At 43.6% G+C, this 20,075-nt stretch carries 26 protein-coding genes; 24 read left to right on the top strand and 2 right to left on the bottom strand.

Going from position 1 to position 20,075, the window contains the following annotated elements; all coding sequences use genetic code 11:
• Window positions 1–49: 49 nt before the first annotated feature.
• Complete coding sequence (locus tag KHS79_RS23470; protein WP_212722602.1) at window positions 50–601, bottom strand: hypothetical protein; 552 nt, start codon at window positions 599–601, stop codon at window positions 50–52.
• A gap of 26 nt (window positions 602–627) precedes the next feature.
• Window positions 628–1,263, bottom strand: coding sequence for a LexA family transcriptional regulator (locus KHS79_RS23465; RefSeq protein WP_212722600.1), 636 nt, complete (start codon window positions 1,261–1,263; stop codon window positions 628–630).
• A 191-nt stretch (window positions 1,264–1,454) separates the two neighbouring features.
• On the opposite strand from KHS79_RS23465, the gene KHS79_RS23460 reads away from it, so the two are divergent.
• From KHS79_RS23460 to KHS79_RS23345, 24 genes are all read left to right on the top strand, one after another.
• Window positions 1,455–1,862: a DUF7173 family protein gene (locus KHS79_RS23460; RefSeq protein ID WP_212722598.1), complete on the top strand. Its 408-nt coding sequence runs from the start codon at window positions 1,455–1,457 to the stop codon at window positions 1,860–1,862.
• Window positions 1,862–2,635, top strand: coding sequence for an ATP-binding protein (locus tag KHS79_RS23455; RefSeq protein ID WP_212722596.1), 774 nt, complete (start codon window positions 1,862–1,864; stop codon window positions 2,633–2,635). The genes KHS79_RS23460 and KHS79_RS23455 overlap by 1 nt, the downstream gene beginning before the upstream one ends.
• A complete protein-coding gene (locus KHS79_RS23450) occupies window positions 2,628–3,116 on the top strand; it encodes a DUF669 domain-containing protein (protein WP_212722594.1) in 489 nt (162 codons plus the stop codon). Before KHS79_RS23455 ends, KHS79_RS23450 begins: the two co-directional genes overlap by 8 nt.
• A 42-nt stretch (window positions 3,117–3,158) precedes the next feature.
• Window positions 3,159–3,356, top strand: a complete 198-nt coding sequence (locus KHS79_RS23445; protein WP_094789771.1) for a hypothetical protein — start codon at window positions 3,159–3,161, stop codon at window positions 3,354–3,356.
• On the top strand, window positions 3,346–4,386 hold the full coding sequence (locus KHS79_RS23440; protein ID WP_212722593.1) for a hypothetical protein: 1,041 nt from the start codon (window positions 3,346–3,348) through the stop codon (window positions 4,384–4,386). The genes KHS79_RS23445 and KHS79_RS23440 overlap by 11 nt, the downstream gene beginning before the upstream one ends.
• Before the next feature lie 377 nt (window positions 4,387–4,763).
• The gene (locus KHS79_RS23435) at window positions 4,764–6,974 is read left to right on the top strand and encodes a bifunctional DNA primase/polymerase (RefSeq protein WP_212722591.1); all 2,211 of its coding nucleotides are present in this window, start codon (window positions 4,764–4,766) and stop codon (window positions 6,972–6,974) included.
• 357 nt (window positions 6,975–7,331) lie between these two features.
• On the top strand, window positions 7,332–7,877 hold the full coding sequence (locus KHS79_RS23430; RefSeq protein WP_212722588.1) for a hypothetical protein: 546 nt from the start codon (window positions 7,332–7,334) through the stop codon (window positions 7,875–7,877).
• 203 nt (window positions 7,878–8,080) lie between these two features.
• Window positions 8,081–8,470: a RusA family crossover junction endodeoxyribonuclease gene (locus KHS79_RS23425; RefSeq protein WP_267910775.1), complete on the top strand. Its 390-nt coding sequence runs from the start codon at window positions 8,081–8,083 to the stop codon at window positions 8,468–8,470.
• Between the two features lie 11 nt (window positions 8,471–8,481).
• The gene (locus KHS79_RS23420) at window positions 8,482–8,868 is read left to right on the top strand and encodes an N-acetylmuramoyl-L-alanine amidase (protein WP_212722584.1); all 387 of its coding nucleotides are present in this window, start codon (window positions 8,482–8,484) and stop codon (window positions 8,866–8,868) included.
• Between the two features lie 68 nt (window positions 8,869–8,936).
• Entirely contained in the window at window positions 8,937–9,716 is a 780-nt protein-coding gene (locus KHS79_RS23415) for a DNA adenine methylase (protein WP_212722582.1), read from the top strand.
• Window positions 9,717–9,835: 119 nt separating this feature from the next.
• Window positions 9,836–10,435 (top strand): YfbU family protein, encoded by a 600-nt coding sequence (locus tag KHS79_RS23410; RefSeq protein WP_212722580.1) that lies wholly within the window; start codon window positions 9,836–9,838, stop codon window positions 10,433–10,435.
• A gap of 8 nt (window positions 10,436–10,443) precedes the next feature.
• The gene (locus KHS79_RS23405) at window positions 10,444–10,839 is read left to right on the top strand and encodes a hypothetical protein (RefSeq protein WP_212722578.1); all 396 of its coding nucleotides are present in this window, start codon (window positions 10,444–10,446) and stop codon (window positions 10,837–10,839) included.
• Between the two features lie 4 nt (window positions 10,840–10,843).
• Entirely contained in the window at window positions 10,844–11,119 is a 276-nt protein-coding gene (locus tag KHS79_RS23400) for a hypothetical protein (protein WP_212722576.1), read from the top strand.
• 128 nt (window positions 11,120–11,247) lie between these two features.
• A complete protein-coding gene (locus KHS79_RS23395) occupies window positions 11,248–11,754 on the top strand; it encodes a DUF1441 family protein (RefSeq protein WP_212722574.1) in 507 nt (168 codons plus the stop codon).
• A complete protein-coding gene (locus KHS79_RS23390; RefSeq protein WP_212722572.1) occupies window positions 11,724–13,703 on the top strand; it encodes a phage terminase large subunit family protein in 1,980 nt (659 codons plus the stop codon). Before KHS79_RS23395 ends, KHS79_RS23390 begins: the two co-directional genes overlap by 31 nt.
• A 2-nt stretch (window positions 13,704–13,705) precedes the next feature.
• Window positions 13,706–13,912, top strand: a complete 207-nt coding sequence (locus KHS79_RS23385; protein WP_094789753.1) for a phage head-tail joining protein — start codon at window positions 13,706–13,708, stop codon at window positions 13,910–13,912.
• Window positions 13,912–15,378: a phage portal protein gene (locus KHS79_RS23380; protein WP_212722570.1), complete on the top strand. Its 1,467-nt coding sequence runs from the start codon at window positions 13,912–13,914 to the stop codon at window positions 15,376–15,378. The genes KHS79_RS23385 and KHS79_RS23380 overlap by 1 nt, the downstream gene beginning before the upstream one ends.
• On the top strand, window positions 15,375–16,661 hold the full coding sequence (locus KHS79_RS23375; protein ID WP_212722568.1) for a S49 family peptidase: 1,287 nt from the start codon (window positions 15,375–15,377) through the stop codon (window positions 16,659–16,661). The genes KHS79_RS23380 and KHS79_RS23375 overlap by 4 nt, the downstream gene beginning before the upstream one ends.
• A gap of 4 nt (window positions 16,662–16,665) precedes the next feature.
• Window positions 16,666–17,019: a head decoration protein gene (locus tag KHS79_RS23370; protein WP_212722566.1), complete on the top strand. Its 354-nt coding sequence runs from the start codon at window positions 16,666–16,668 to the stop codon at window positions 17,017–17,019.
• Window positions 17,020–17,073: 54 nt separating this feature from the next.
• Window positions 17,074–18,084 (top strand): major capsid protein, encoded by a 1,011-nt coding sequence (locus KHS79_RS23365; RefSeq protein WP_212722563.1) that lies wholly within the window; start codon window positions 17,074–17,076, stop codon window positions 18,082–18,084.
• Window positions 18,084–18,434, top strand: a complete 351-nt coding sequence (locus tag KHS79_RS23360) for a head-tail joining protein (protein ID WP_212722561.1) — start codon at window positions 18,084–18,086, stop codon at window positions 18,432–18,434. The genes KHS79_RS23365 and KHS79_RS23360 overlap by 1 nt, the downstream gene beginning before the upstream one ends.
• Complete coding sequence (locus KHS79_RS23355; RefSeq protein WP_212722559.1) at window positions 18,418–19,008, top strand: hypothetical protein; 591 nt, start codon at window positions 18,418–18,420, stop codon at window positions 19,006–19,008. The genes KHS79_RS23360 and KHS79_RS23355 overlap by 17 nt, the downstream gene beginning before the upstream one ends.
• Window positions 18,989–19,504, top strand: a complete 516-nt coding sequence (locus tag KHS79_RS23350) for a hypothetical protein (protein WP_212722556.1) — start codon at window positions 18,989–18,991, stop codon at window positions 19,502–19,504. Before KHS79_RS23355 ends, KHS79_RS23350 begins: the two co-directional genes overlap by 20 nt.
• Window positions 19,491–20,066 carry a phage baseplate assembly protein V gene (locus tag KHS79_RS23345; protein WP_212722554.1) on the top strand — a complete coding sequence of 192 codons (576 nt, stop codon included), beginning with the start codon at window positions 19,491–19,493 and terminating at the stop codon, window positions 20,064–20,066. The genes KHS79_RS23350 and KHS79_RS23345 overlap by 14 nt, the downstream gene beginning before the upstream one ends.
• The last annotated feature ends 9 nt before the right edge of the window (window positions 20,067–20,075 follow it).

Genomic DNA, 20,075 nt, shown 5'->3' with positions numbered 1-20,075 from the left:
GATATGAAGAATAAAAAAGCTCAGATTACTTAGTCCATTGGCTTACATCCTAATTGTAAAGCTTCATTTGCAAATAACATGGTCCAGTGTTTGAGTCCCATGATGACCAACGATCGACATACTCAACTAAGACACGTTTGCCTATATCTAGTTGGTCATTAATCGTTGATGCATCTGTTAAGCATGAGCTACTCCCAGGGCCTGCACTGATAATTTTTCCATCAACCTCAAACTTTACACTACGAGAGCCTATCTTCCAGTTATTAGTGATATCTCCCTGTATTATTTGTGGTTCACCAAAAGAATTGATGTAAAGAGCAGTAGTATGAATATATGCATCTATAATTACGAAGTAGAAAATACACAAAAACCAGAGTGAACTTAAAGAGTAAAACTTAATAGGGCTTATATGCCTATAATCTAAAAAGGCGAAAAAATTTCTATTTTCTGCTTTCATATACATTTTGAAAATGGTTTTACTTCTCGTGTTTTTATCAAATCCTGAAGTAATAATTGTTAAAAAACTAAAAAAACCAGTTAACCAAAACATTTTGAATAAGCAATAAAAATATGGTTCAAAACTGATGCTACTTACTAACAACTGCCTACTCCTAAAGTTTTAGCTCTTTATCTTTTCCTAAAGACCATTTCTACCCGCCCAATAATTTGTAGCTGAGAAAACTGTTCACTGTTTATAGTTTGGTCAGGAAAGAGCATGTCACTTTGTTCTGCTTCGACTGTGAATGAGTCATCACCTGTCTTTTGAATCCAGCGGAATAAGAGCTTGTCATGGACTTTGAAGGCATACAAATCTTTATCTGTAATTGCATTAACAGCCTTATTGACTAGGACTGTCTCACCCTCTGGCAGAGTAGGATTCATGCTGTTGTCAGGTACCTCAATGATAGACACGTTATTCTTGTCATAATTGTGCTTTTCTAGCCAACTATGTGTAATGGCAAAGTCACTAGGTATTTCCGTGATCTCATTTGTAAGGTGTTTAAGCCCAGTGGCATCTTTCTCATAACCTGCAAGCCAAGCAGGACTTACATTGTAGACCTTGGCAAACTCCAAAACCTGGAAGTAATTCAATTGCCGTGAGCCATACTCATAGTTTGCAAGGCGTGCAACGGTGATCCCTAAAAAGTTAGCGGCATCAATTCTCTTCTTAAAGCCATAAGCCTCTCTTGCTTGTTTAAGTCTTTCACCTACTCCAACCCAATACTCATCAATAAGGGCCTGGTCTATGTCGAGATTAATCATATGAAGAACACACATAATTCAAAAGTGTGGAAAAAATATACAGATACGTGTTTTTTTTGTCAAAAACAACTATTTCGTGATAAAAGAAACAAAAATACAAAAAAACACGGTATTGTGTTTATTTGGTGAATCTGTTTATAATTCGCATCGATGAGAGAAAGACGAACATGTATTTGATGAGACCAATAACAATGGAAGAAAAAGAACTAACGCTGGAAGCGCTGGATTATTGCGCTTCGCTGCTTGAAGAGGCTAGGGAAAAAGAAACCGAAGCCAGAGAGCACCGAATTTCAATTGAAGAACGAATAGTTGAGCTAATGGGTTGTGAGATTGAAGGCACACGAAGTGAAACAACGCCACGCTTTAAAGTACGTACAACATCAAAATTTGATCGCAAAGTTGACCAAACTAAAGTAAGTCACGTTAAGCGTTTGGTGGGCGAGGAAACCTTTAACAAGGTGTTTCGTACAAAATACGAGGTTGATGTAAAAGCACTGCGTAGCCTACGCGATGAGAGTCAGCGTAAATATGCCATGGTGACTAATATCATTACGACCACGCCGAGCAAAACATCTGTTGTCGTAGAGAGTGTACATTAATGGCTATCTCACTCAGCAGTATATCAAAGACAACAGGCCTGAAAGCCCCGAGAGTATTGCTGTACGGGGTGCCAGGCATAGGAAAGACGACATTTGCAGCGGGTGCGCCTAAACCTATTTTTCTATTTACCGAGGACGGGGCGGGGCTGTTAGAGCTTGATTCGTTTCCAGTGCTTAAATCATATGAAGACACAACAAGTGCGTTGAATGCTTTGTTATGTGAAGAGCATGAGTTTAAGACAGTTGTATTGGATTCATTGGACCATTTAGAGCCACTGGTCTGGGATATTGTCGCTAAGAAAGCGGGTAAAAATAGCATTGAAGAAATTGGTTTTGGTAAAGGCTACATTGAAGCATTGGCTTACTGGCGTGTGATTTTAGATTTACTCGACAGGCTTCGAGTTGAGAAAAAAATGGCAGTTATTTTAATTAGCCATTCCAATATTAAACGCTTTGACTCGCCAGAAACCGAACCCTACGACCGTTATCAATTAAAGCTACACGATAAAGCCAGTGCGTTAATGCAGGAATGGTCTGACTGTGTACTTTTCTGTAATTACCAGACAACGATTCAACGTGACAAACTGAGCAACGGCCAAGATAAAGCCCGAGGCGTTGGCACTGGGCAGCGCAATATCTATACGGTCGAGAAACCCGCTTACAAAGCAAAAAACCGTTTTAATTTACCGGAAAAAATGCCTTTGTCTTGGGAAGCATTTATGACGGCATTACAAACAAATTCACAACGAGGAACAACTATAAACAATGGCTAGTTTTGGATTTTCTGCAAATCAATATCCAGCTGATGAGGGTTTTACCCCGATCCCTGCAGGGGATTATCCTGCTATCATTACTGAAGCGGGTATTAATGCAAACCGTGCAAATACCGGCGCATTGATGAAGGTGAAATTTGTTATCACTGAAGGGCAATATCAAAACCGCAGTATTTATGAAAATTTCAATATTTCTCACCCGAACCCACAGGCTGAGGAAATAGGCCGTAAGCGCCTATCTGCGCTGTGTACAGCGATTGGCTATCCTGATGCTAATGACAGTGATCAGCTACTAAATCAAGGGTGTGTCATTTCTGTTGGTATCAGAAATAACCCTCAATATGGGCCACAAAACGATATTAAAAAGTTTGCGCCATTAGCTCAACAGCAAGTGATGCAACAGCATCAGCCGAATATTACTGCAAATACACCACCATTTTACAATCAGCAACAACAAAATAGCGGGCAGGGCTGGGGTTAATACTCCCGCTTTACTAATAATTTAAATAATTAAGGAGCAAGAATGAACGCTACTCAAAAAAAACTATTCGATGAAATGAATGCCGCTTATGTGGCCAGACATGAAGCATGTCAAAAGTACAAAGAAGCGTGTAAAGCCTTTGTAGAAAGCGCTGAAAAAACACCTGAGTTTATGGAGCAGTGGAAATGGCTTGAGGCTGAAGAAGGTATAGAGCTAAAACAAAAAAATAATGGCAATTAACCTCGCTAGCGACACAATTAATAATATTTACCAGCATTATAAAAATACTTCTGACAGTGGTTTTCGAGGCCATTTAGGCGCTTCAATCATAGGCAAATCTTGCGAACGGGCAATCTGGTATGACTTCCGGTGGTGTACCCCAAGTGATTTAGAGGGGCGGTTATATCGTCTTTTTCAGACAGGTCATTTGGCTGAAGACCGCTTCACTGCTGACTTGAAGTCGATTGGTGTCAAAGTCAGTACAGTTAATCCTCGCACAGGAAAGCAGTATCAAATCAATGCTTGTGATGGTTTTTTTGGCGGTAGCTTAGATGGTATTGGTTTGGGGTTTCCTGAAAACCCCAATCAAAAACATGTCGTTGAAATGAAAACCCATAGCGATAAATCGTTCAAAGAGTTAAAGAAAAAAGGCGTTAAGAAAGCCAAGCCTCAGCACTATACGCAAATGCAAGTGTATATGTCTGCGAGCAAGATTAAGCACGCTTTTTATATTGCGGTAAATAAAGATAACGAAGAATTATACGGCGAGTTTATTGATTTTGATGAAGACCACGCAAATGAACAATATGAAAAAGCGGCGCGGATTATTGCTAGTGATCGGCCATTAGCGCGCATTAATGATGATCCATCTTGGTTTGAGTGCAAGCTATGTAATCACCAGGCCATTTGTCACGGTGAGAAAGCCCCAGCAGTTAATTGCCGAACCTGCCTACATATCAGTGCTGAAGCGGGCGGAAGTTGGGTATGCAAGCGCTACAACGTGACATTAACAGAACAACAACAGTTGTGGGGTTGTCGTTCGCACCTGTATATACCTGACCTGTTGTTGAACTTCGCGGAAGCTCTGGATGCTGGTGAGTACTGGATTGAGTACAAGCTGAGAGATACAGGTAAGGTGTTTATTACGGGTGAAGATCCTGGGCAGTTTAAGAGCACAGAAATTCACGCTGTAGAAGACAAAAATATGTTAGTCGATAAAGACCTGAATATGCTACGTGATGCGTTTAGTGCTGAACTTAAGGAGGCTTAAAAAAGAAAACCACTTAACTTATATGGCTCGAAACGGAAACAAGTTAAGTGGCACTGTAGGTACAAGGGGTGTCTAATACATAGAGACACCCAAACATTTTTTATCGAGATGTTTTTACATTAAATAATGTAGATAGCGAAATTTAGTGCTGCAAGTTTTTTAAGCTTATTTAATTTTTTAAAAAATGAAGCTTAATTAATTAATTAAAGCAGCTGCGGGACTCTATGAAAAAAAGGGTGTCGCTGTCGCTACAGTCCATAGTAAGACACCCATAAGCTGCAATGTAAAGCTATATCTAACTTTAAAAAAGTAGGTTACTTTACTTAATGTCACAAGGTATTCTGACGAATAGTTATAAATTTAACTAAGAAGTATGCATGACAAATAAATCTACAGAGGAACTAGCATGGGAACTGGCTGAGCAGGGTTTTACTATCATTCCGCTCGGCTCACCATTTGAGAAAATAACAGAGTTTTTTATTAATGAGCGCTGTAACGGGGATCGAGACAAGGCCCAAAAACAATGGCCAAAAGCGCCCTTAATTAATTGGCGACAATATCAAGACAAAAACCCCACCGACGCAGAAATAGAAACCTGGACACAACGCTGGCCACAGGCGAACTACGGCATTATCACAGGTAAAAATATCGTGGTGGTGGATGCGGATTCGCTGGAAGCAGTGACATTCATGGAGTCGGGAAAAATAGGGCGCACGCCGTGGAAAGTAAAAACTTCAAAAGGTAAGCATTACTATTTCCAGTATGACAATAAGGTCGCTATTCGTAATTCATCCAACACCACTACAAAAATAGATATACGGGGCGAGGGTGGTTATGTCGTTGCACCTGGTTCTGTGCATCACACAGGTGTCGTGTATGAGTGGGAGTTAGACGCCAGCTGGCCAATTAATTCTATACATGATTTGCCGTTTCTTTCTCATGAAGATATAGCAGCGATTAAAGCGTTTAACGTTGAGGACAAACCCGCTGGTAACTTTGGGTTTAGTGCCAGTGCTTACGCGTCCACAAAACACGACGGTAGCCCTGTACTTGAGGGAGGACGTAACAATGCAGCGGCAAGTTTAGCGGGCCAATACATCACGGCGGGTTATGATCTAAAAACGGTGACTCAGCTGGTAGCGCAGTGGAACGTTACCAACCAAGTGCCATTGCCTAACCCTGAGATTAATACAACCGTTGCTAGCGTAGCGCTAACCCATTTAAACAATAATCCTGGTTCGTCCATTCCATTGGTTCATGAAAAGCCAGAACCGCAAAATGAATATACGCCTTTCGTCGTTTCTGAGGGCCTTCCTGACCATTTGTATAAAGTGCCAGGGGTACTAGGCCAGTTAGTTGAGTACGCGAACGAGACGGCCGTTAAGAAGCAACCAGCGCTATCTGTTCAAGCAGCCTTAGCGTTAGGTAGTTTGGTGTGTGGGCGTTATTACAAGACAGATCAGGAGAACTTTTCGTCGTTGTATTTCCTGAATATCGCTAAGAGCGGGGAAGGGAAGGAACACGGCAAGAAGATTATTGAAACGGTCTTAGAGGCAGCTGGCTATGGCAATTTAATTGGCGGTAGTGGCTATACATCAACTGGCGCGGTAATGAGCCAGACAATAGATTACCCTAATCACATAACGGTGATTGATGAATTTGGTAAATACCTCGAAAGCTCACATCGAAAGGGTAACTCTCACCGTGAAGAAGCAATAACACAGTTAATCGAGATCTGGAGCCGCTGCGATGGCATTTTACGGCCTCAGACATACTCAACAATGTCAGCTAAAAAAGATGACCAGGACAAGCCGTTAAAGGTGGTTAATCCGGCTATTACGCTGTTTGGTATGACAACCCCTGGAACGTTTTATCAATGCCTTACACCGCAACTGGTGCGTGATGGTTTCCTGGGGCGCTTCCTGATTATGGAAAGTGATTTACCCATGCAATTGTCTGTTAAGCCTAATGCGATGCCGACACCTGAGCCTATTCTGGATTGGATACGACAGATAAGGACCAACCTGGTGGGTAACTTAACACCTTACAAGGCAAGTCATGAAGCACCTCAACAGCATGTTTTGATGTTTGATGAGAAAAGCCTGCAGTTGCTCACCGCGTTCGAGGAAGAGCTAAACGACAAGAAACAACAGCTAACAGATTCAGAGCTGTATGTATTGCTAACCCGTACCCGTGAAAAGGCCATGAGGCTTGCGCTTATTCTGGCGCTGTCGGAAAGCTCAGAAAACCGCGTTATACATCATGAGTTAACTAAATGGGCCATCGATTATGTACGCCACCTCGATTACAAGCTAGTCGATACGGTTATACGACGTGTAGGTGGCTCTGAGTTTGAGACAGAGCTAAAAGCCTGTACGGAAGCTATTCGTCAGGCTGGTGAAAAAGGGTTATCTAGGCGACAAATGAGGGATATACCTATCTTCTCAAAGTTGGACCCTCAAAAAGAACGACAAATTTTCTGTGCGATTCAGGGACGAGGACTAGCGACTTTTTATCCTGTTTTAAAAACTAAAGGAAGGCCAAGGGTAGAGTGCTGGGTGCATGCTAATTTTTGTACAGATGATTAACCACTTATTGAGATTAGACCTTATGGGGAGCTTTTGGAACACCTTAAATACCAAAAGATGTTATTGATTTTATTGGTAAAAAATGACTTTTGGGGTTTTGGGAGGTGTTTAGAGTATATATACCCAAATACAAAATAAAAAAAGAAGGGTAAGGAGTTACCCCATAACTCCATAAGTATTATTAATATATATAATATTATTATATTTATACTTATTTTATAGACTATTTCTTCTTTCAGACTTTTGGTGAACTTTTGGGATTTCTTCCCCATAACTTACCAAAAGGTTTCTACCTAAAAACAACAAAACAATTAAGACCGAACAAACATGAACACAAACAGATTGAATCTAATGACAATGATGACCGCAAAAGGGCTGAACTACGAGAAGGTCGGAAACGGCTGCTTAGGCGGTACACCGACGTTAACAATGCAAGACGTGGCTGGGGCGCTGGGCATGGCTGATATAAGCCGAGAGGCGTATCTGTACGGCTTGCTGAAATACACAGACGATAAAACCGTACTACATGAGCTAGATAAGCTAACTCAAAAGGCGGTTATCTTGTTTGCACTTAAGCAGGGCTGGAAAGAGCCTTTTCCTAATGACAAGAAACGCTCGCTGTTTTTCTTCCTGCAGATGGGGCGGCTGGTGATTAATGAGCTTGTTGGTGAGAACTTCTGTAAAGCCTGCAATGGAACAGGTTATATCAATAAAGCGAAGGCTAAAAAGTGCTCCTGCAAGGATGGCAAAAAGCCAATGAAGAAAGCTGAGCAGGCTAGATTCTGTGGCGTGCATTACGACACCTGGCGGACTAATTGGTTTAGTCGTTACGTGAAGTGTGTTGAGCATTTTAAAGCTTGGGATGACGAAATTTCTTTCTCAATTAAAAACAAATTAAATTAATAGAGTTAATTGACCCATCACAGGTTTGGGGGGTATAATACGCCCATACTAAGAGAACCTTATCTTAAGGTTAAAGCCTCGCTAACACAGCGGGGCTTTTTTGTTTCTGACGTTCGTAAAGTCTTCCAAATAGGCATCTTTTGCCTATCCTTCAATTGTTTTAAATAAGCCTCATTCGTGGGGCTTTTTTTTTTGCCTTCAATATGAAAACTTACCCAATAAAACCAAATACAAAGCCACGTATGACGCGTTCAGATAAGTGGAAACAACGACCCTGTGTAATGCAGTATCGCGATTATAAGGATGAGATCCGTAACGCTAGTCTTAGCCTGCCTGAAGGCGGTTATCACGTAATTTTTGTTATGCCTATGCCCAAGTCTTGGACTGAGAAAAAGCGGGACGAGATGCGAGGCAAACCTCACCAGCAAACACCTGATAAAGACAACCTAGAGAAAGGCTTGCTCGATGCAGTATTTAATGATGATTCACATATCTGGGATGGCCGCGTGAGTAAGTACTGGGGGGATGAGGGGAGGATTGTGGTTAAGCAAATACCTACGTTTGAGACGTTAGAGGAGGCGTTAAAACATTAACGGTAAATCGAATGAAAATCACTAGATTAGTCGTCCATTGTTCGGACACACCGAATGATAGGGACGTAACCGCGGCAGACATTCACCGATGGCACATTCAGCGCAAGTGGGCTGGAATCGGTTATCACAAAGTTATACGACGTGATGGGACGGTTGAGAATGGTCGGCCCGAGTACTGGAAAGGTGCACACGTAAAGGGCTACAACAGTAAGAGCCTGGGCGTGTGCTTAATCGGTAGGGATGAGTTTACAGCTGATCAGTTTGATAGTTTGGACCGTGTGTTAACCCGCTGGAAGGATAAATACCCGCTTGCTGAAATATGCGGGCATCGAGACTTAGACCCGCATAAGACCTGCCCTGGTTTTGATGTAGGGGAGTGGTGGGATAGCAATATTTAAAAACAATTTTAAGCCTTACAGTTAAATATGGAGGGCATTTTTTAAAAAAAGAAAAAAGGAAGTAGTAAATGAGTAGTAAACCATTTTTTTCATGGATGGGTGGGAAACGTAGACTTGCAAAACATATTATCCCCGAATTCCCAGAACACCAGTGTTATGTTGAGCCGTTTTGTGGCGCTGCAGCACTTTTCTTTTTGAAAGAACCAGTCAAAACAGAAGTGATTAATGACCTTAATAGCGATGTCGTTAATCTATATCGAGTTGTTCAGCACCATTTAGAAGAATTTATAAGGCAATTTAAATGGTCGCTGGTGAGCCGTGAGATGTTTAAGTGGCTTAATGATACGCCACCCGAAACCCTAACAGATATACAAAAGGCCGCAAGGTTTTACTACCTTCAACAGTTGTCGTTTGGTGCAAAATCAACAAGTAGAACGTTTGGTACATCAACAACAAGTACACCCAGACTTAACTTGCTTCGAATTGAAGAAAAGCTAAGTGAAGCTCATTTAAGATTAAGTCGTGTGACGATTGAAAAACTTGACTGGAAAAAGTGTATTAAGAAGTACGACAGGCCACATACTTTATTTTATTGCGATCCTCCTTACCTTGATACCGCAGGCTATGGCAATGAGTTTGATCTGTCTGAATATGAACAGATGGCAGAGCTAGCGAGCTCAATCAAAGGGAAGATGATTATTAGCATTAATGACCATCCAACAGTGAGAGAAATATTCTCAGGCCTTCGTGTTAAAGAGGTCAGTCTAAGGCACACCGTGGGCGGTCGAGGTGGGAAACAAGCAAATGAGCTTATTTATTTCAACTTTGAAGCCGGAAATAACAGATAAGTTAATCCAGATTCAAGCCAAATCAGCCTGTGAGCCTTACTTAACGGATAAAGAGTGTAGGCAAGCATTAAAGGCTATCTATCAGGAAGTAAGACAACTACTCAAGCCAAAGGAAAACAATGACAAACAAATATCACCTGGACTACTTCGAGAAAGCCGTACTTAGTAATCAATATAGAATTCTTCAATTACTTGCCCCTTTATTTAATAAAAAGAGTGGTGGCATTTATGAGGCCAATAAATATAAAAATTACATTGAGATTTTAGACAGTAATTTGGTTGAACTTTTCCCCGAAATCTTTGAGGGCAACTTTGAGCTACCACACGACATACAGCGTGATGTCCTTGCGATTACTGAGCTATATGAACTCATGGAGATTAGTTACAGCTATTTATCCCTGGATGAGCAAAGGGAAATAGACGGCGATAAAATTGTATTTAATGGCTTTGGTAGAGAAGATAAATACTATACGGAAATAAGGGATTTTCTGACCGCATTAAATAATAGTGAGGTATTCGAAGATAGACCAGGTGTAAGGGTTGTCACTGAGGATATGCTTGAGTTTCCACCCGTAGGCCCAATGATGCCGCTGTATAAGCAACAACTAGGAAGGCTTGAAGTATTGAAAGCTAGGCCTGGTTATGTGGGGAATATGCTGACTGTTGAGGAGTTGAAGTACCTAACGGAAGGGTATGAGGAAGCGCCGCCGCTTAATTAGGAATGCTTATGTATTCAACCATAATCACTGCAGTTACTAGCCTTTTCCAAACTTATCTCACGAATAAGCAACACAAAGCCGAGCTTAAGCAAGCCATTCATAACAAGCAATTAGACGAAATTCAGCAAGGCAATATCTCTGCCTCAGAGCTGGACTCTCTAAGTATTCAGTCAAGGGGCTGGAAGGATGACTTCTTACTCATCATTACCGTTACGCCGCTTGTGCTGTGCTTTGTCCCTGAGATGTCTGACCATATTAAGAATGGTTTTGAAGCCTTAAACGCGAGTGTACCGGAATGGTATATGCTCGCCTTAGCCTTGGTGTATATCGATACGTTTGGATTTAGGCGCATTTTACGAAATGTTTTTTCGAATTATTTAACTACAAAAATTAATAAGAGTTAGGAGAATGACAGCAAATCATCACGAACCTTGGACATTTAAAAAAGAGATTAATATTACGCATATCATAGCCACTCTGCCTGTCGTCGTTTCTGCCATTATATTTGGTTCTTCCGTAGATAAACGCATCGATCTTAATGCGACCAACATACAACATGTGATGACCACGCAAGCTAAGACCGACCAGCGTTATAAAGAGTTTAGGCATGAGATGAAGAACGACATTAGTGGCATAAATGACAAGCTCGATAGGCTGCTTGAGAGGCGTTCTGAGCAACGTTGAGCCTGGGGGATGCGCTGGGGACCCTGAGGGCCTGAAAATGCCCCACACGCAGCCAACGCTCGGCTTTTGGAAGAATTTCGGGCTTTTAAGGGGCAGCAGCGCTACTTTAAATACATGAAGGAGATTACATGGAAGAGCAGAAACTGCTCAACATCACGCAAATCGCCGAGTTCTATGACATTCATCGAAATACGGTGATGCGCAAAATACGACAGGAGGGGATTGAGCCAGTTGATAAAATTGGTAATGCAAACCGCTATAACCTTGAAGATGTAGAGCACCTATTTTACGAGTCAAACGCACGCAACCTGCCGCCTGACTACGACCCTAACGACCTGCCACCTAAAGACCGCAAAGACTGGTATCAATCCGAGAATGAGCGGCTTAAGTTTGAATTGGCGTGCAGTGAATTAATTCCCGCTAAGGAAGTACGGCAAGAGTCGATTAAATTAATGAAAACCCTGGTTGCTTTTTTTGAGTCGCTGCCCGACAAAATGGAGCGCACCCGACTATTTAATTCAGACCAACTGGATTTACTCGAAAAGCAGTGTGATTTATTTAGAAACCAATTACATCAAACATTAAAAAGGCAATTAACGGAATCGTGTACGCCTCAACAACTGACCAATTCGTAGAAAATACCGATTTAATCCAAGCCCCCAAGCGTGAAAAACTTTCCAAGTCCGTTCGTAAAATTCTGTATGTCAGCCAAGGTGGCACCATGGATAAATGGGACGGCGATATTGTCCCGTATATGTGGGAACCCATGGATTGCCTACAGTTGCGGTCTTTTAGTGCGGTGATTTTTGTCGGTCCCGCCCGAACGTCTAAAACGGTTTCCCTAGTGGATGGTTGGGCGGTAGATACCATTGCCAATGACCCCGCTGATATGTTGATTGTACAAATCAGTGAGGAAAAAGCGCGGGAGTTCAGTAAAAAACGACTAACACCAGCTATCCTGGCATGTCCTGAAACGGCAGCGGCTTTGTCGCCCCGAGCCTATGACAACAACGTTCATGACAAAATATTAAAGGCGGGTAACTATTTAAAAATTGGTTGGCCCTCTAAAAATATCTTTGCCTCATCCGATTGGAAACGAGTGCTATTAACCGACTATGACCGGATGGAACAAAATGTTGGTGGGGAAGGTTCGCCTTTTTTGCTGGCCGGTAAACGAACACAAACCTTTATGTCCTCGGGGATGGTACTTGCGGAAAGTTCACCTGGCTTTGAAATTACTGACCCGAATTTTAGGTTAGAACATAAACATGAAGCACCACCGACAGAGGGTATTTTAAGTTTATATAACCAGGGCGACCGCCGTTTATTTTATTGGCAATGCACCGACTGTCGGGAATGGTTCGAGCCTGATTTTGATTTATTGGTTTGGGATAAAGAAGAACCCGACCCCTCAAAAGCCAGCGAACGCGTCACGTTAGCTTGCCCCCATTGCGGCGTTGAGCATGAAGAAAAACAAAAACCTGAATTTAATTTAAAAGGCCGCTGGTTACGCCAGGGTGAATACCTGGACAAACAAGGCCGGAAACACGGCGAACCACGTATCACCCGCTTTGCATCATTCTGGCAAAAAGGACCCACCGCGACATTCCAGACCTGGAATGAACTGGTGTATAAATACAAAGCCGCGTTAATAGAATATGAGCGTACTGGCTCGTTTCAATCACTGAAAACCACCATTAACACCGACCAGGGCAAAGCTTTTACCCCGCCACGAGAAATGACGTGCAGTGCGGGGGATTTAGCCGACCGTGCTACCAACTATGGCGATCGCGTGGTACCTGAATGGGTACGCTTCTTAACCGCTGCCGTGGATATTCAAGCGGGTAAAAATGCGCGGTTTGTCGTACAGGTGATTGGCTGGGGTGTCGATCTTGAGCACATCGTATTGGACCGTTTTGATATTAGCCAATCCAACCGGCCTGGTAATGTTCAAGTGAAACCAGGCTCTTATGTGGAAGACTGGGATTTAATCACTGAGCAGGTCATTAAAAAAAGCTACCCGCTAGCGGATGACTCAGGCCGCTACATGGCCATACACAAGGTGGCGTGTGATTCCGGTGGTGAAGCCGGTGTTACCACGAAAGCCTATGAATATTACCGTCGACTACGAAAACAAAAATTAAATCGCCGCTTTATGTTGGTCAAAGGGGCCAGTCAATTTAATGCGGCCTTGATTCGCCAAACCTACCCCAGTCCAGGTAAGCAAAAGAAAAAAGGCGCACGGAATGTCGTCATTAAAGGCGATGTGCCGTTATTTATGCTGAATACCCACCAGATTAAAGACGGCATTATTAACGATTTACAGCGTGAATTTCCTGGGCCTCGATTTGTGCATTTTCCTCACTGGTTACCCGAAGAATTTTACGATGAACTGACCTATGAAGTCCGCGACAGCGCAGGCCGCTGGGAAAAACCTGGCAATGGTGCTAACGAGGCGTTTGATTTAATGGTCTATAACTGGGCCATTATTTACCACCGCAAACTAGAAAGTATGAACTGGGAAAAACCCTTACCTTTTGCGCTCCCTTGGGACGACAATCCACTGGTTTTTAAACGTGAGTAACGATGAAATTTACAGAACAGGATTTACATAATATCAATGAAGCCATTGCTAGCAGTGAATTAAAAGTAAAAATAAACGGGCGAGAAATTGAATACCGCTCAATCAGCGAATTAATGACAGCCCGTAAATTAATTTTAAATGATTTAGGCATCCGCAAAAAAAGAAACCCCTTAGCCGGTTTTAACACCATGGTTGACAGGGGGGTTTAATGAGTAGATCCACCACTATCGTAGACGCTTCCGGTAAGCCTTTCCAAAACCGTTCACCTTATGAGTCAGCAACCCAAAGTTTTCGGGCGGCCAGCTGGCATAGCCCTAGCCTGGGACCTAATGCGTCATTAAGTAACTCACTGCATACGCTACGCAACCGAACCCGCGCAGCCTATCGCAACAGTAACCTGATGCGAGGGGCGATTAATAAAAATACGGCGAATGAGGTCGGTACAGGCTTTACTCTGCGCAGCCTTTGCAAAGACGAAGCCTTTCGCGAGCAAGCCAATGAGCTTTGGAAACTCAGCATTGACGAAATGGACCCTGGCGGCGTTTTAAACTTTCCAGGGATACAAGCACAGTTAAGCCGCAATCGTCGTTTATCCGGCGAGGTCTTTATTCGTCATCGTCGGCGTAAAACCAGCAGCGGCTTACAAGTACCCATGCAAATTGATGTGTTAGAGGCTGACTGTATCCCCCTGGAAAAAACAGAAGACCTCAAGAACGGCCATAAAATCATCAATGGCGTTGAGTTCAGAGGGCCACACCGTGTGGCGTATTGGGTACATAGCCAACACCCCGAGGATGGTCATTGCTATCAAGATGACCTGGTGCGAATTCCTGCCAGGGACATTATTCACCATTATTTACCCATTCGCCCTGGGCAAGTAAGGGGCGAGCCTGAAGCGGCTACCGCACTGTTAAAAGACCACACTTTTAAGGAATACGACGATACCGAACTGGTGCGGAAAAAAGAACGCTCGATTTATACCGGCTTTTTATCCCGTGAAAGTGAAGACGATGAGGATTATGGCTTACCTGGTGGTCATGACGATGAAAGTAGCGTTGATGAAGCGGTGAGAGTGCAACTCGGTCGCTTGTTACGGGGCCGTCTTAACGAAAAACTCCAGCTATTTGACGGCGATAACACAGGCCAGGGTTATGGTGATTTTATGGGCTGGCAAGCACGTCAGTTATCGGCAGGTTTATCCATTCCTTACCCGCTGTTATCTGGCGACTGGAATGGCCTGAATGATCGCCTGGTTAGGGCCATGCTCAATGAATATCGCCGTGAATTGGAAATGTACCAAGACCACTTAATGATTTTTCAGGTCTGCCGCCAAGTGTGGCAGTGGTGGATGGATACCGCGGTATTAACCAGCAAATTAACCGCGCCGAATTACGCGACCGATAAAGCCTATTATCAAGCCTTGGATGTGTGTCCTGATGCCTGGCAACACCTGCACCCCGTGCAAGACGTTGAAGCACGCCAAAAAGCAGTCAGCAGTAGCCTGTCCAACATTGATAGTGAAGCCAGTGAATTGGGCTATGACGTGGATGAAAATATGAGGAGGAACGCCAGAGCCGCGAAGAAATTTATGGAAATCTGCAAAAAAGAAGGTGTTGAGCCTGCCTTAGTGACAGGCTTGTTTTCCGCTTCTACTTCAGGGGGTACAAGCGAATGACGCCACATGCATTACAGTTTCTAGCCTCAGAGCCTTGGGCTTTGGAAACTAAAACCCTGGAAATCATAAAAAGCATTGCTGCCCGCGAGTGGAAAATACCTGAAGCCGTTTTTAATAAAAAGGGGGAGCGCAAAAGCTTTAATACCATCAAGCGTGACAATGTCACCGTGCTTAATATTAATGGCGTTATCAGCCGTTATGCCAACATTTTTCATGCGGTGTGTGGTGGTACTTCGGTCGAAATGCTCGCCAATGAATTTAACCAGGTGTTAAACGATCCTGGTACCGAGGCCATTATTTTAAATATCGATTCACCTGGTGGCCAAGTAAATGGCATCCATGAGCTGGCGGAGATGATACACGCCGCCCGTGGCACAAAACCTATTGTGGCTTATGTGGGTGGTTCGGGGTGCTCTGCAGCCTATTGGCTCGCCACCGCCGCCGACGAAATCGTGCTTGATCATACGGCCTGTGTCGGGTCCATTGGTGTGGTGGCCACTTACATAAAGCAAAAACAAGACGATAAAGATGTTTTTGAAATGGTCTCCAGCCAGTCGCCGAATAAGCGCGCTGACCCTAAAACCAAAGAAGGGCAAAGCCTCTACCAAGCAGAACTTGACGAATTAGCGGATATTTTTATTGACCGTGTAGCGCGCAATATGAACGTTAAGCGCGACGATGTCTTAAAACACTTTTGCCAAGGTGGCACCGCCATAGGACAAACCGCAATAGATAAAGGCATGGCGCACCGTTTAGGCAGCCTGGAAAGCTTAATTACTGAATACCAAAAAAAAAGGAAAACACAAAAATCCATGAGCGAACAATTTGCGATTAATATCACGGGCAGTGCATCAACACCGGATGTCATTGCCGCCTTGAAACAACAATTTCCTGAAGCCATTAGCACCATCATTACTGATGCTAAAAAACAGGATGAACCGAGCGCACTGGATGCAGCGGCTGAGATAGCTCAACAGTGTCTTGATGCCAATGTGGCCTCGATGTCTGCAAGCTTACTGGCATCCAACATCACTAAAGCCGAAGCACTTAAACAGATTGAAGATGCCAAAGCCATTAAAAACGCCTGTGCGGCGGCAGGTATCGAGGCCAGCTTTGACACGATCATGGCCGACCGCAATGACCTCGGTAAATTAATCGGCACCATTATTCATGAAGCACAAGCCGACAAAGAACCCGAGACAAACCACCATATTAACCAAACAGGCAAACAATACGCGATAGACAGCACTGAAATTTATGCCGCACGCCGACAAGGAAATTAATTAAATGAATATGGAACCACGCCATTTTGGCGAATTTATTTTAAAAGAAATAGACGGTTTTAGCCGTGGTGAGCGGATGGTAACAGGTGGCCTGTATCCCGTCGGTACGGTACTTGGCGAGATCACTGCCACTAAACAGCTTACCGCGCTGAACCCTACGGCTGACGACGGTTCGAAGAAAGCCGTTGCTATTTTAATGGGCATCACGGATGCCAGAACCAATGATAAAAAAGCGGTGGTGATTGAACAGCTGACCACGGTTAGAAAAGCAGATTTAGAATGGCCTACTGGCATTACTGACGAACAAAAAGAAACGGCATTAAATGAGCTAAAAGAAAAATTTATTATTGCCCGTTAATCCTCTCTGTTTTTCCTTTCTTTTTTTATTTATTTTTCTTTATTCAAGGAAACTATGAACAATAATTTAGATTTAATTGCACAAGACGACGCCTTTAAGTTGCCAGGCTTAACCTTGGCGATCAATAAAGCCGTGGTCACCCCTGGCCGCATTGGCCAGCTGGGCTGGTTTGAAGAAGATGGTATTACTACCACGTACCTCAATGTTGAACTACAACATCAGTCGTTGATTTTAGTACCAAGTAAACCCCGTGGGGCACCTGGTACGTCGCTCAGTCGTGAAAAACGCAACCAGATTCCTTTTAGTACGGTTCACCTACCCATGGAGGGCGCAGTACTGGCTGATGAGCTGCAAAACGTTCGCGCGTTTGGCTCCACCAATGTCGCTGCACAAATACAAAAATTGGTCGATCGTGAGTTAACGCGTATGCGGAAGTCAATGGAAGTGACCCATGAATATCAGAGACTAGGCGCGTTGCGTGGGCAGATTATCGATGCTGATAATGTCACGGTACTCGAGGACTTCTTTAAACGGTTTAATGTTAAAAAGAATATCTTCACCTTGGATTTTACCCAGGATTTGCGCACCCAGTGTATGAATATCAAGCGGGCTTCTGAAAAAGAACAAGGTACATTACGTACCTCTAAATACCGTGTGTTAATGGGTTCAGAAGTCACCAACGAACTGCTTAAAAATGATGACTTCAAAAAAGCCTATGAACGTTGGCAAGATGGTCAAGCCTTACGCGACGATATGCGTATGAACATTAATTTCGGTGGTTTACTCTGGGAAGAGTACGAAGCACAATTCGGTGCTGAATACTTTATTGCACCTGATGAGGCCATGGTGGTACCTGAAGGTTTAAGCGGCTTATTCATTACACGCTTTGCCCCTGCCAACTACATGGAAACGGTCAATACACCTGGCTTGCCTTATTATGCTAAACGTAAGGCGATGGACTACGACAAAGGGGTGGAGTTTGAAGCCCAATCAAACCCAATACACTTGTGTACTAACCCTAGAGCCATTATTCATTTAAAAATTAAAAAGAGCGCTACTCGCTAATGGACGCCTTCGACCGCGCCACCCGTCGCTTAATGCGGCGGTTAGGCGATCCTGTGAGATTGGTGGATGAAGCGGGAAATAAATTCAAAATTAATGCTGAAATTATTCAAGCAGACGAGTTTATTTCGAAAAATAAAAACAGCTCATTAAAACTAAAACTGGATAGCCCTGTTTTACAGTTTGCGACGGTGGATTGTCCTGATTTTAATGAAGATTGGCAGGTTGAATATAATTATCGGCGTTATTTTGTTGCCGAGGAACCTGATATTGAACACGGCCTAACACAAGTCACGTTAGTTAATGAGCGTAAAAAGAAGAATTTAGACTGGATTAATGCACCTCGAAATTAGCACAGAGAAGCACTTACAACCCCTGATTGACCAATTAGAAAACCAACCTAAGCTATTCACCAAAGCCGTACAGCGTGCGATGCGCAAGACTGCCCGTTGGCTTAAAACCCGCATGGCGCGCGAGTTGGCGAAACAAATGGGGGTTGTTCAAAAAGGTTTAAAAAGTCGCTTTATTCTCTCCACGGAAGGCAAAGGGAAAAATCAAAAATTCATATTTTGGTTAGGTACCTACCCGTTGGCAGCCGAAATGGCAGGAAAGCCCAGAAATACAAAAAAAGGGGTGTCTGTTAAAAAACATCGCTTTGTTGGCGCTTTTTACAAACAAGTTTATGGATCTTCGCAACATGTCTGGATCAGAAGCCAACGTAATACACGTTATTCCCTTGTCAGACCCTCGTCATCTACGCCAGGTAATGTACCCAAGCGTTTAAGTGGCCGGTTCCCCGTGGAACGCCTTGGCATTGAAATTGATCCAATAGCCGTTGAGTTATTTAAGCGCTACGAGCGCCGTGTAAATAGCCAATTTAATCGATTGTTAGAGAAAGAGTTAAATTATGTCCTTAACGTTGAATAACCTCACAGAGTTTCATAATGCTGTTGTGAGTGGGATTAAGGAGAAAATACCCGAGCTTGGAACAGTAGCCGCTTATAGCCCCATATACGAGCAAAGCCTCAATACACCTGCCGTATTAATTGAACTGACGGAGATGGAACCTGCAGAAACCATTAGCGGTGGTCGTACTGCAGTGACATTATCCATGGCAGCCCATGTGTTTTTAGCGGCAAGTGATAACTTGGAGGATCTGCAACTGGGTATCCGTAACCTGGCCGTTTATGTGCTGCAAGCGGTACACCGCAATCACTGGGGGCTAACGGGTGCGGTCGGATCTCCCAAATTAGTGGAAGCCGTTCCAGGTGGATTTAAACCGGACTGTGATGGCTATGAATCATGGATTGTCACCTGGGAGCAGGTCATTTATTTGGGCAAAGAACACCAGCCACTGGCTTGGCAACCCAAAGAAATTAATTTGAACTTCAATTATCACATTGACCGTTATGACCACTGTTGATGACATATTGCAACGCTTAGAAGTGCTTGAACGGCGCTTAGCACAAGTGGTGGTGCGTGGCCGTATCGTGGCGGTTGATCCCCACAAAGCCCTGGCTAAAGTAGAGTATGGTGCCGAAGGACAGCAACAAGTCACGGGCTGGCTGCCTTGGAAACCTAGCAGAACAGGCAAGACCGTCAGCTGGTCATGTCCCAATGTCGGGGAAGGGGTGACGGTGATCTCTGAGGGTGATCTAGGCCTGGGTGAGATCCTGTTAGGCTCTTACTATGACCGGTTTCCAGCACCGTCAACGAATCCTGATGTACATCTGACACAGTATGCTGATAACGCCACAGAGCAATACAACCAGGCGAATCATGCTTATCAGCTGCACTTGCCTAGCAATGGCACCGTGAATATTGTGGCGAAGGGAGGGGTAACGATCACAGGTGATTTAACCGTAAAGGGGAATATTAAAGCCACGCAGGAAATAGAAGACAGTAAACGCAACATGAGCGCAGACCGAGCCATCTATAACAGCCATATGGATGCTCACCATAATAGCGCTGGGCCTAAACAGTAGCTATAATCG

This window comes from Zooshikella ganghwensis, from assembly GCF_018263875.1.
GTDB lineage: Bacteria > Pseudomonadota > Gammaproteobacteria > Pseudomonadales > Zooshikellaceae > Zooshikella > Zooshikella ganghwensis.
The sequence above is the reverse complement of the archived record's forward strand: the minus strand, read 5'-3'. Positions and strand labels throughout refer to the sequence as shown.

Coding starts and splice junctions, on each gene's coding strand:
- KHS79_RS23465 (WP_212722600.1), bottom strand. CDS start 1,263: ATGATTAATCTCGACATAGACCAGGCCCTTATTGATGAGTATTGGGTT.
- KHS79_RS23460 (WP_212722598.1), top strand. CDS start 1,455: ATGGAAGAAAAAGAACTAACGCTGGAAGCGCTGGATTATTGCGCTTCG.
- KHS79_RS23455 (WP_212722596.1), top strand. CDS start 1,862: ATGGCTATCTCACTCAGCAGTATATCAAAGACAACAGGCCTGAAAGCC.
- KHS79_RS23450 (WP_212722594.1), top strand. CDS start 2,628: ATGGCTAGTTTTGGATTTTCTGCAAATCAATATCCAGCTGATGAGGGT.
- KHS79_RS23445 (WP_094789771.1), top strand. CDS start 3,159: ATGAACGCTACTCAAAAAAAACTATTCGATGAAATGAATGCCGCTTAT.
- KHS79_RS23440 (WP_212722593.1), top strand. CDS start 3,346: ATGGCAATTAACCTCGCTAGCGACACAATTAATAATATTTACCAGCAT.
- KHS79_RS23435 (WP_212722591.1), top strand. CDS start 4,764: ATGACAAATAAATCTACAGAGGAACTAGCATGGGAACTGGCTGAGCAG.
- KHS79_RS23430 (WP_212722588.1), top strand. CDS start 7,332: ATGATGACCGCAAAAGGGCTGAACTACGAGAAGGTCGGAAACGGCTGC.
- KHS79_RS23425 (WP_267910775.1), top strand. CDS start 8,081: ATGAAAACTTACCCAATAAAACCAAATACAAAGCCACGTATGACGCGT.
- KHS79_RS23420 (WP_212722584.1), top strand. CDS start 8,482: ATGAAAATCACTAGATTAGTCGTCCATTGTTCGGACACACCGAATGAT.
- KHS79_RS23415 (WP_212722582.1), top strand. CDS start 8,937: ATGAGTAGTAAACCATTTTTTTCATGGATGGGTGGGAAACGTAGACTT.
- KHS79_RS23410 (WP_212722580.1), top strand. CDS start 9,836: ATGACAAACAAATATCACCTGGACTACTTCGAGAAAGCCGTACTTAGT.
- KHS79_RS23405 (WP_212722578.1), top strand. CDS start 10,444: ATGTATTCAACCATAATCACTGCAGTTACTAGCCTTTTCCAAACTTAT.
- KHS79_RS23400 (WP_212722576.1), top strand. CDS start 10,844: ATGACAGCAAATCATCACGAACCTTGGACATTTAAAAAAGAGATTAAT.
- KHS79_RS23395 (WP_212722574.1), top strand. CDS start 11,248: ATGGAAGAGCAGAAACTGCTCAACATCACGCAAATCGCCGAGTTCTAT.
- KHS79_RS23385 (WP_094789753.1), top strand. CDS start 13,706: ATGAAATTTACAGAACAGGATTTACATAATATCAATGAAGCCATTGCT.
- KHS79_RS23380 (WP_212722570.1), top strand. CDS start 13,912: ATGAGTAGATCCACCACTATCGTAGACGCTTCCGGTAAGCCTTTCCAA.
- KHS79_RS23375 (WP_212722568.1), top strand. CDS start 15,375: ATGACGCCACATGCATTACAGTTTCTAGCCTCAGAGCCTTGGGCTTTG.
- KHS79_RS23370 (WP_212722566.1), top strand. CDS start 16,666: ATGAATATGGAACCACGCCATTTTGGCGAATTTATTTTAAAAGAAATA.
- KHS79_RS23365 (WP_212722563.1), top strand. CDS start 17,074: ATGAACAATAATTTAGATTTAATTGCACAAGACGACGCCTTTAAGTTG.
- KHS79_RS23360 (WP_212722561.1), top strand. CDS start 18,084: ATGGACGCCTTCGACCGCGCCACCCGTCGCTTAATGCGGCGGTTAGGC.
- KHS79_RS23355 (WP_212722559.1), top strand. CDS start 18,418: ATGCACCTCGAAATTAGCACAGAGAAGCACTTACAACCCCTGATTGAC.
- KHS79_RS23350 (WP_212722556.1), top strand. CDS start 18,989: ATGTCCTTAACGTTGAATAACCTCACAGAGTTTCATAATGCTGTTGTG.
- KHS79_RS23345 (WP_212722554.1), top strand. CDS start 19,491: ATGACCACTGTTGATGACATATTGCAACGCTTAGAAGTGCTTGAACGG.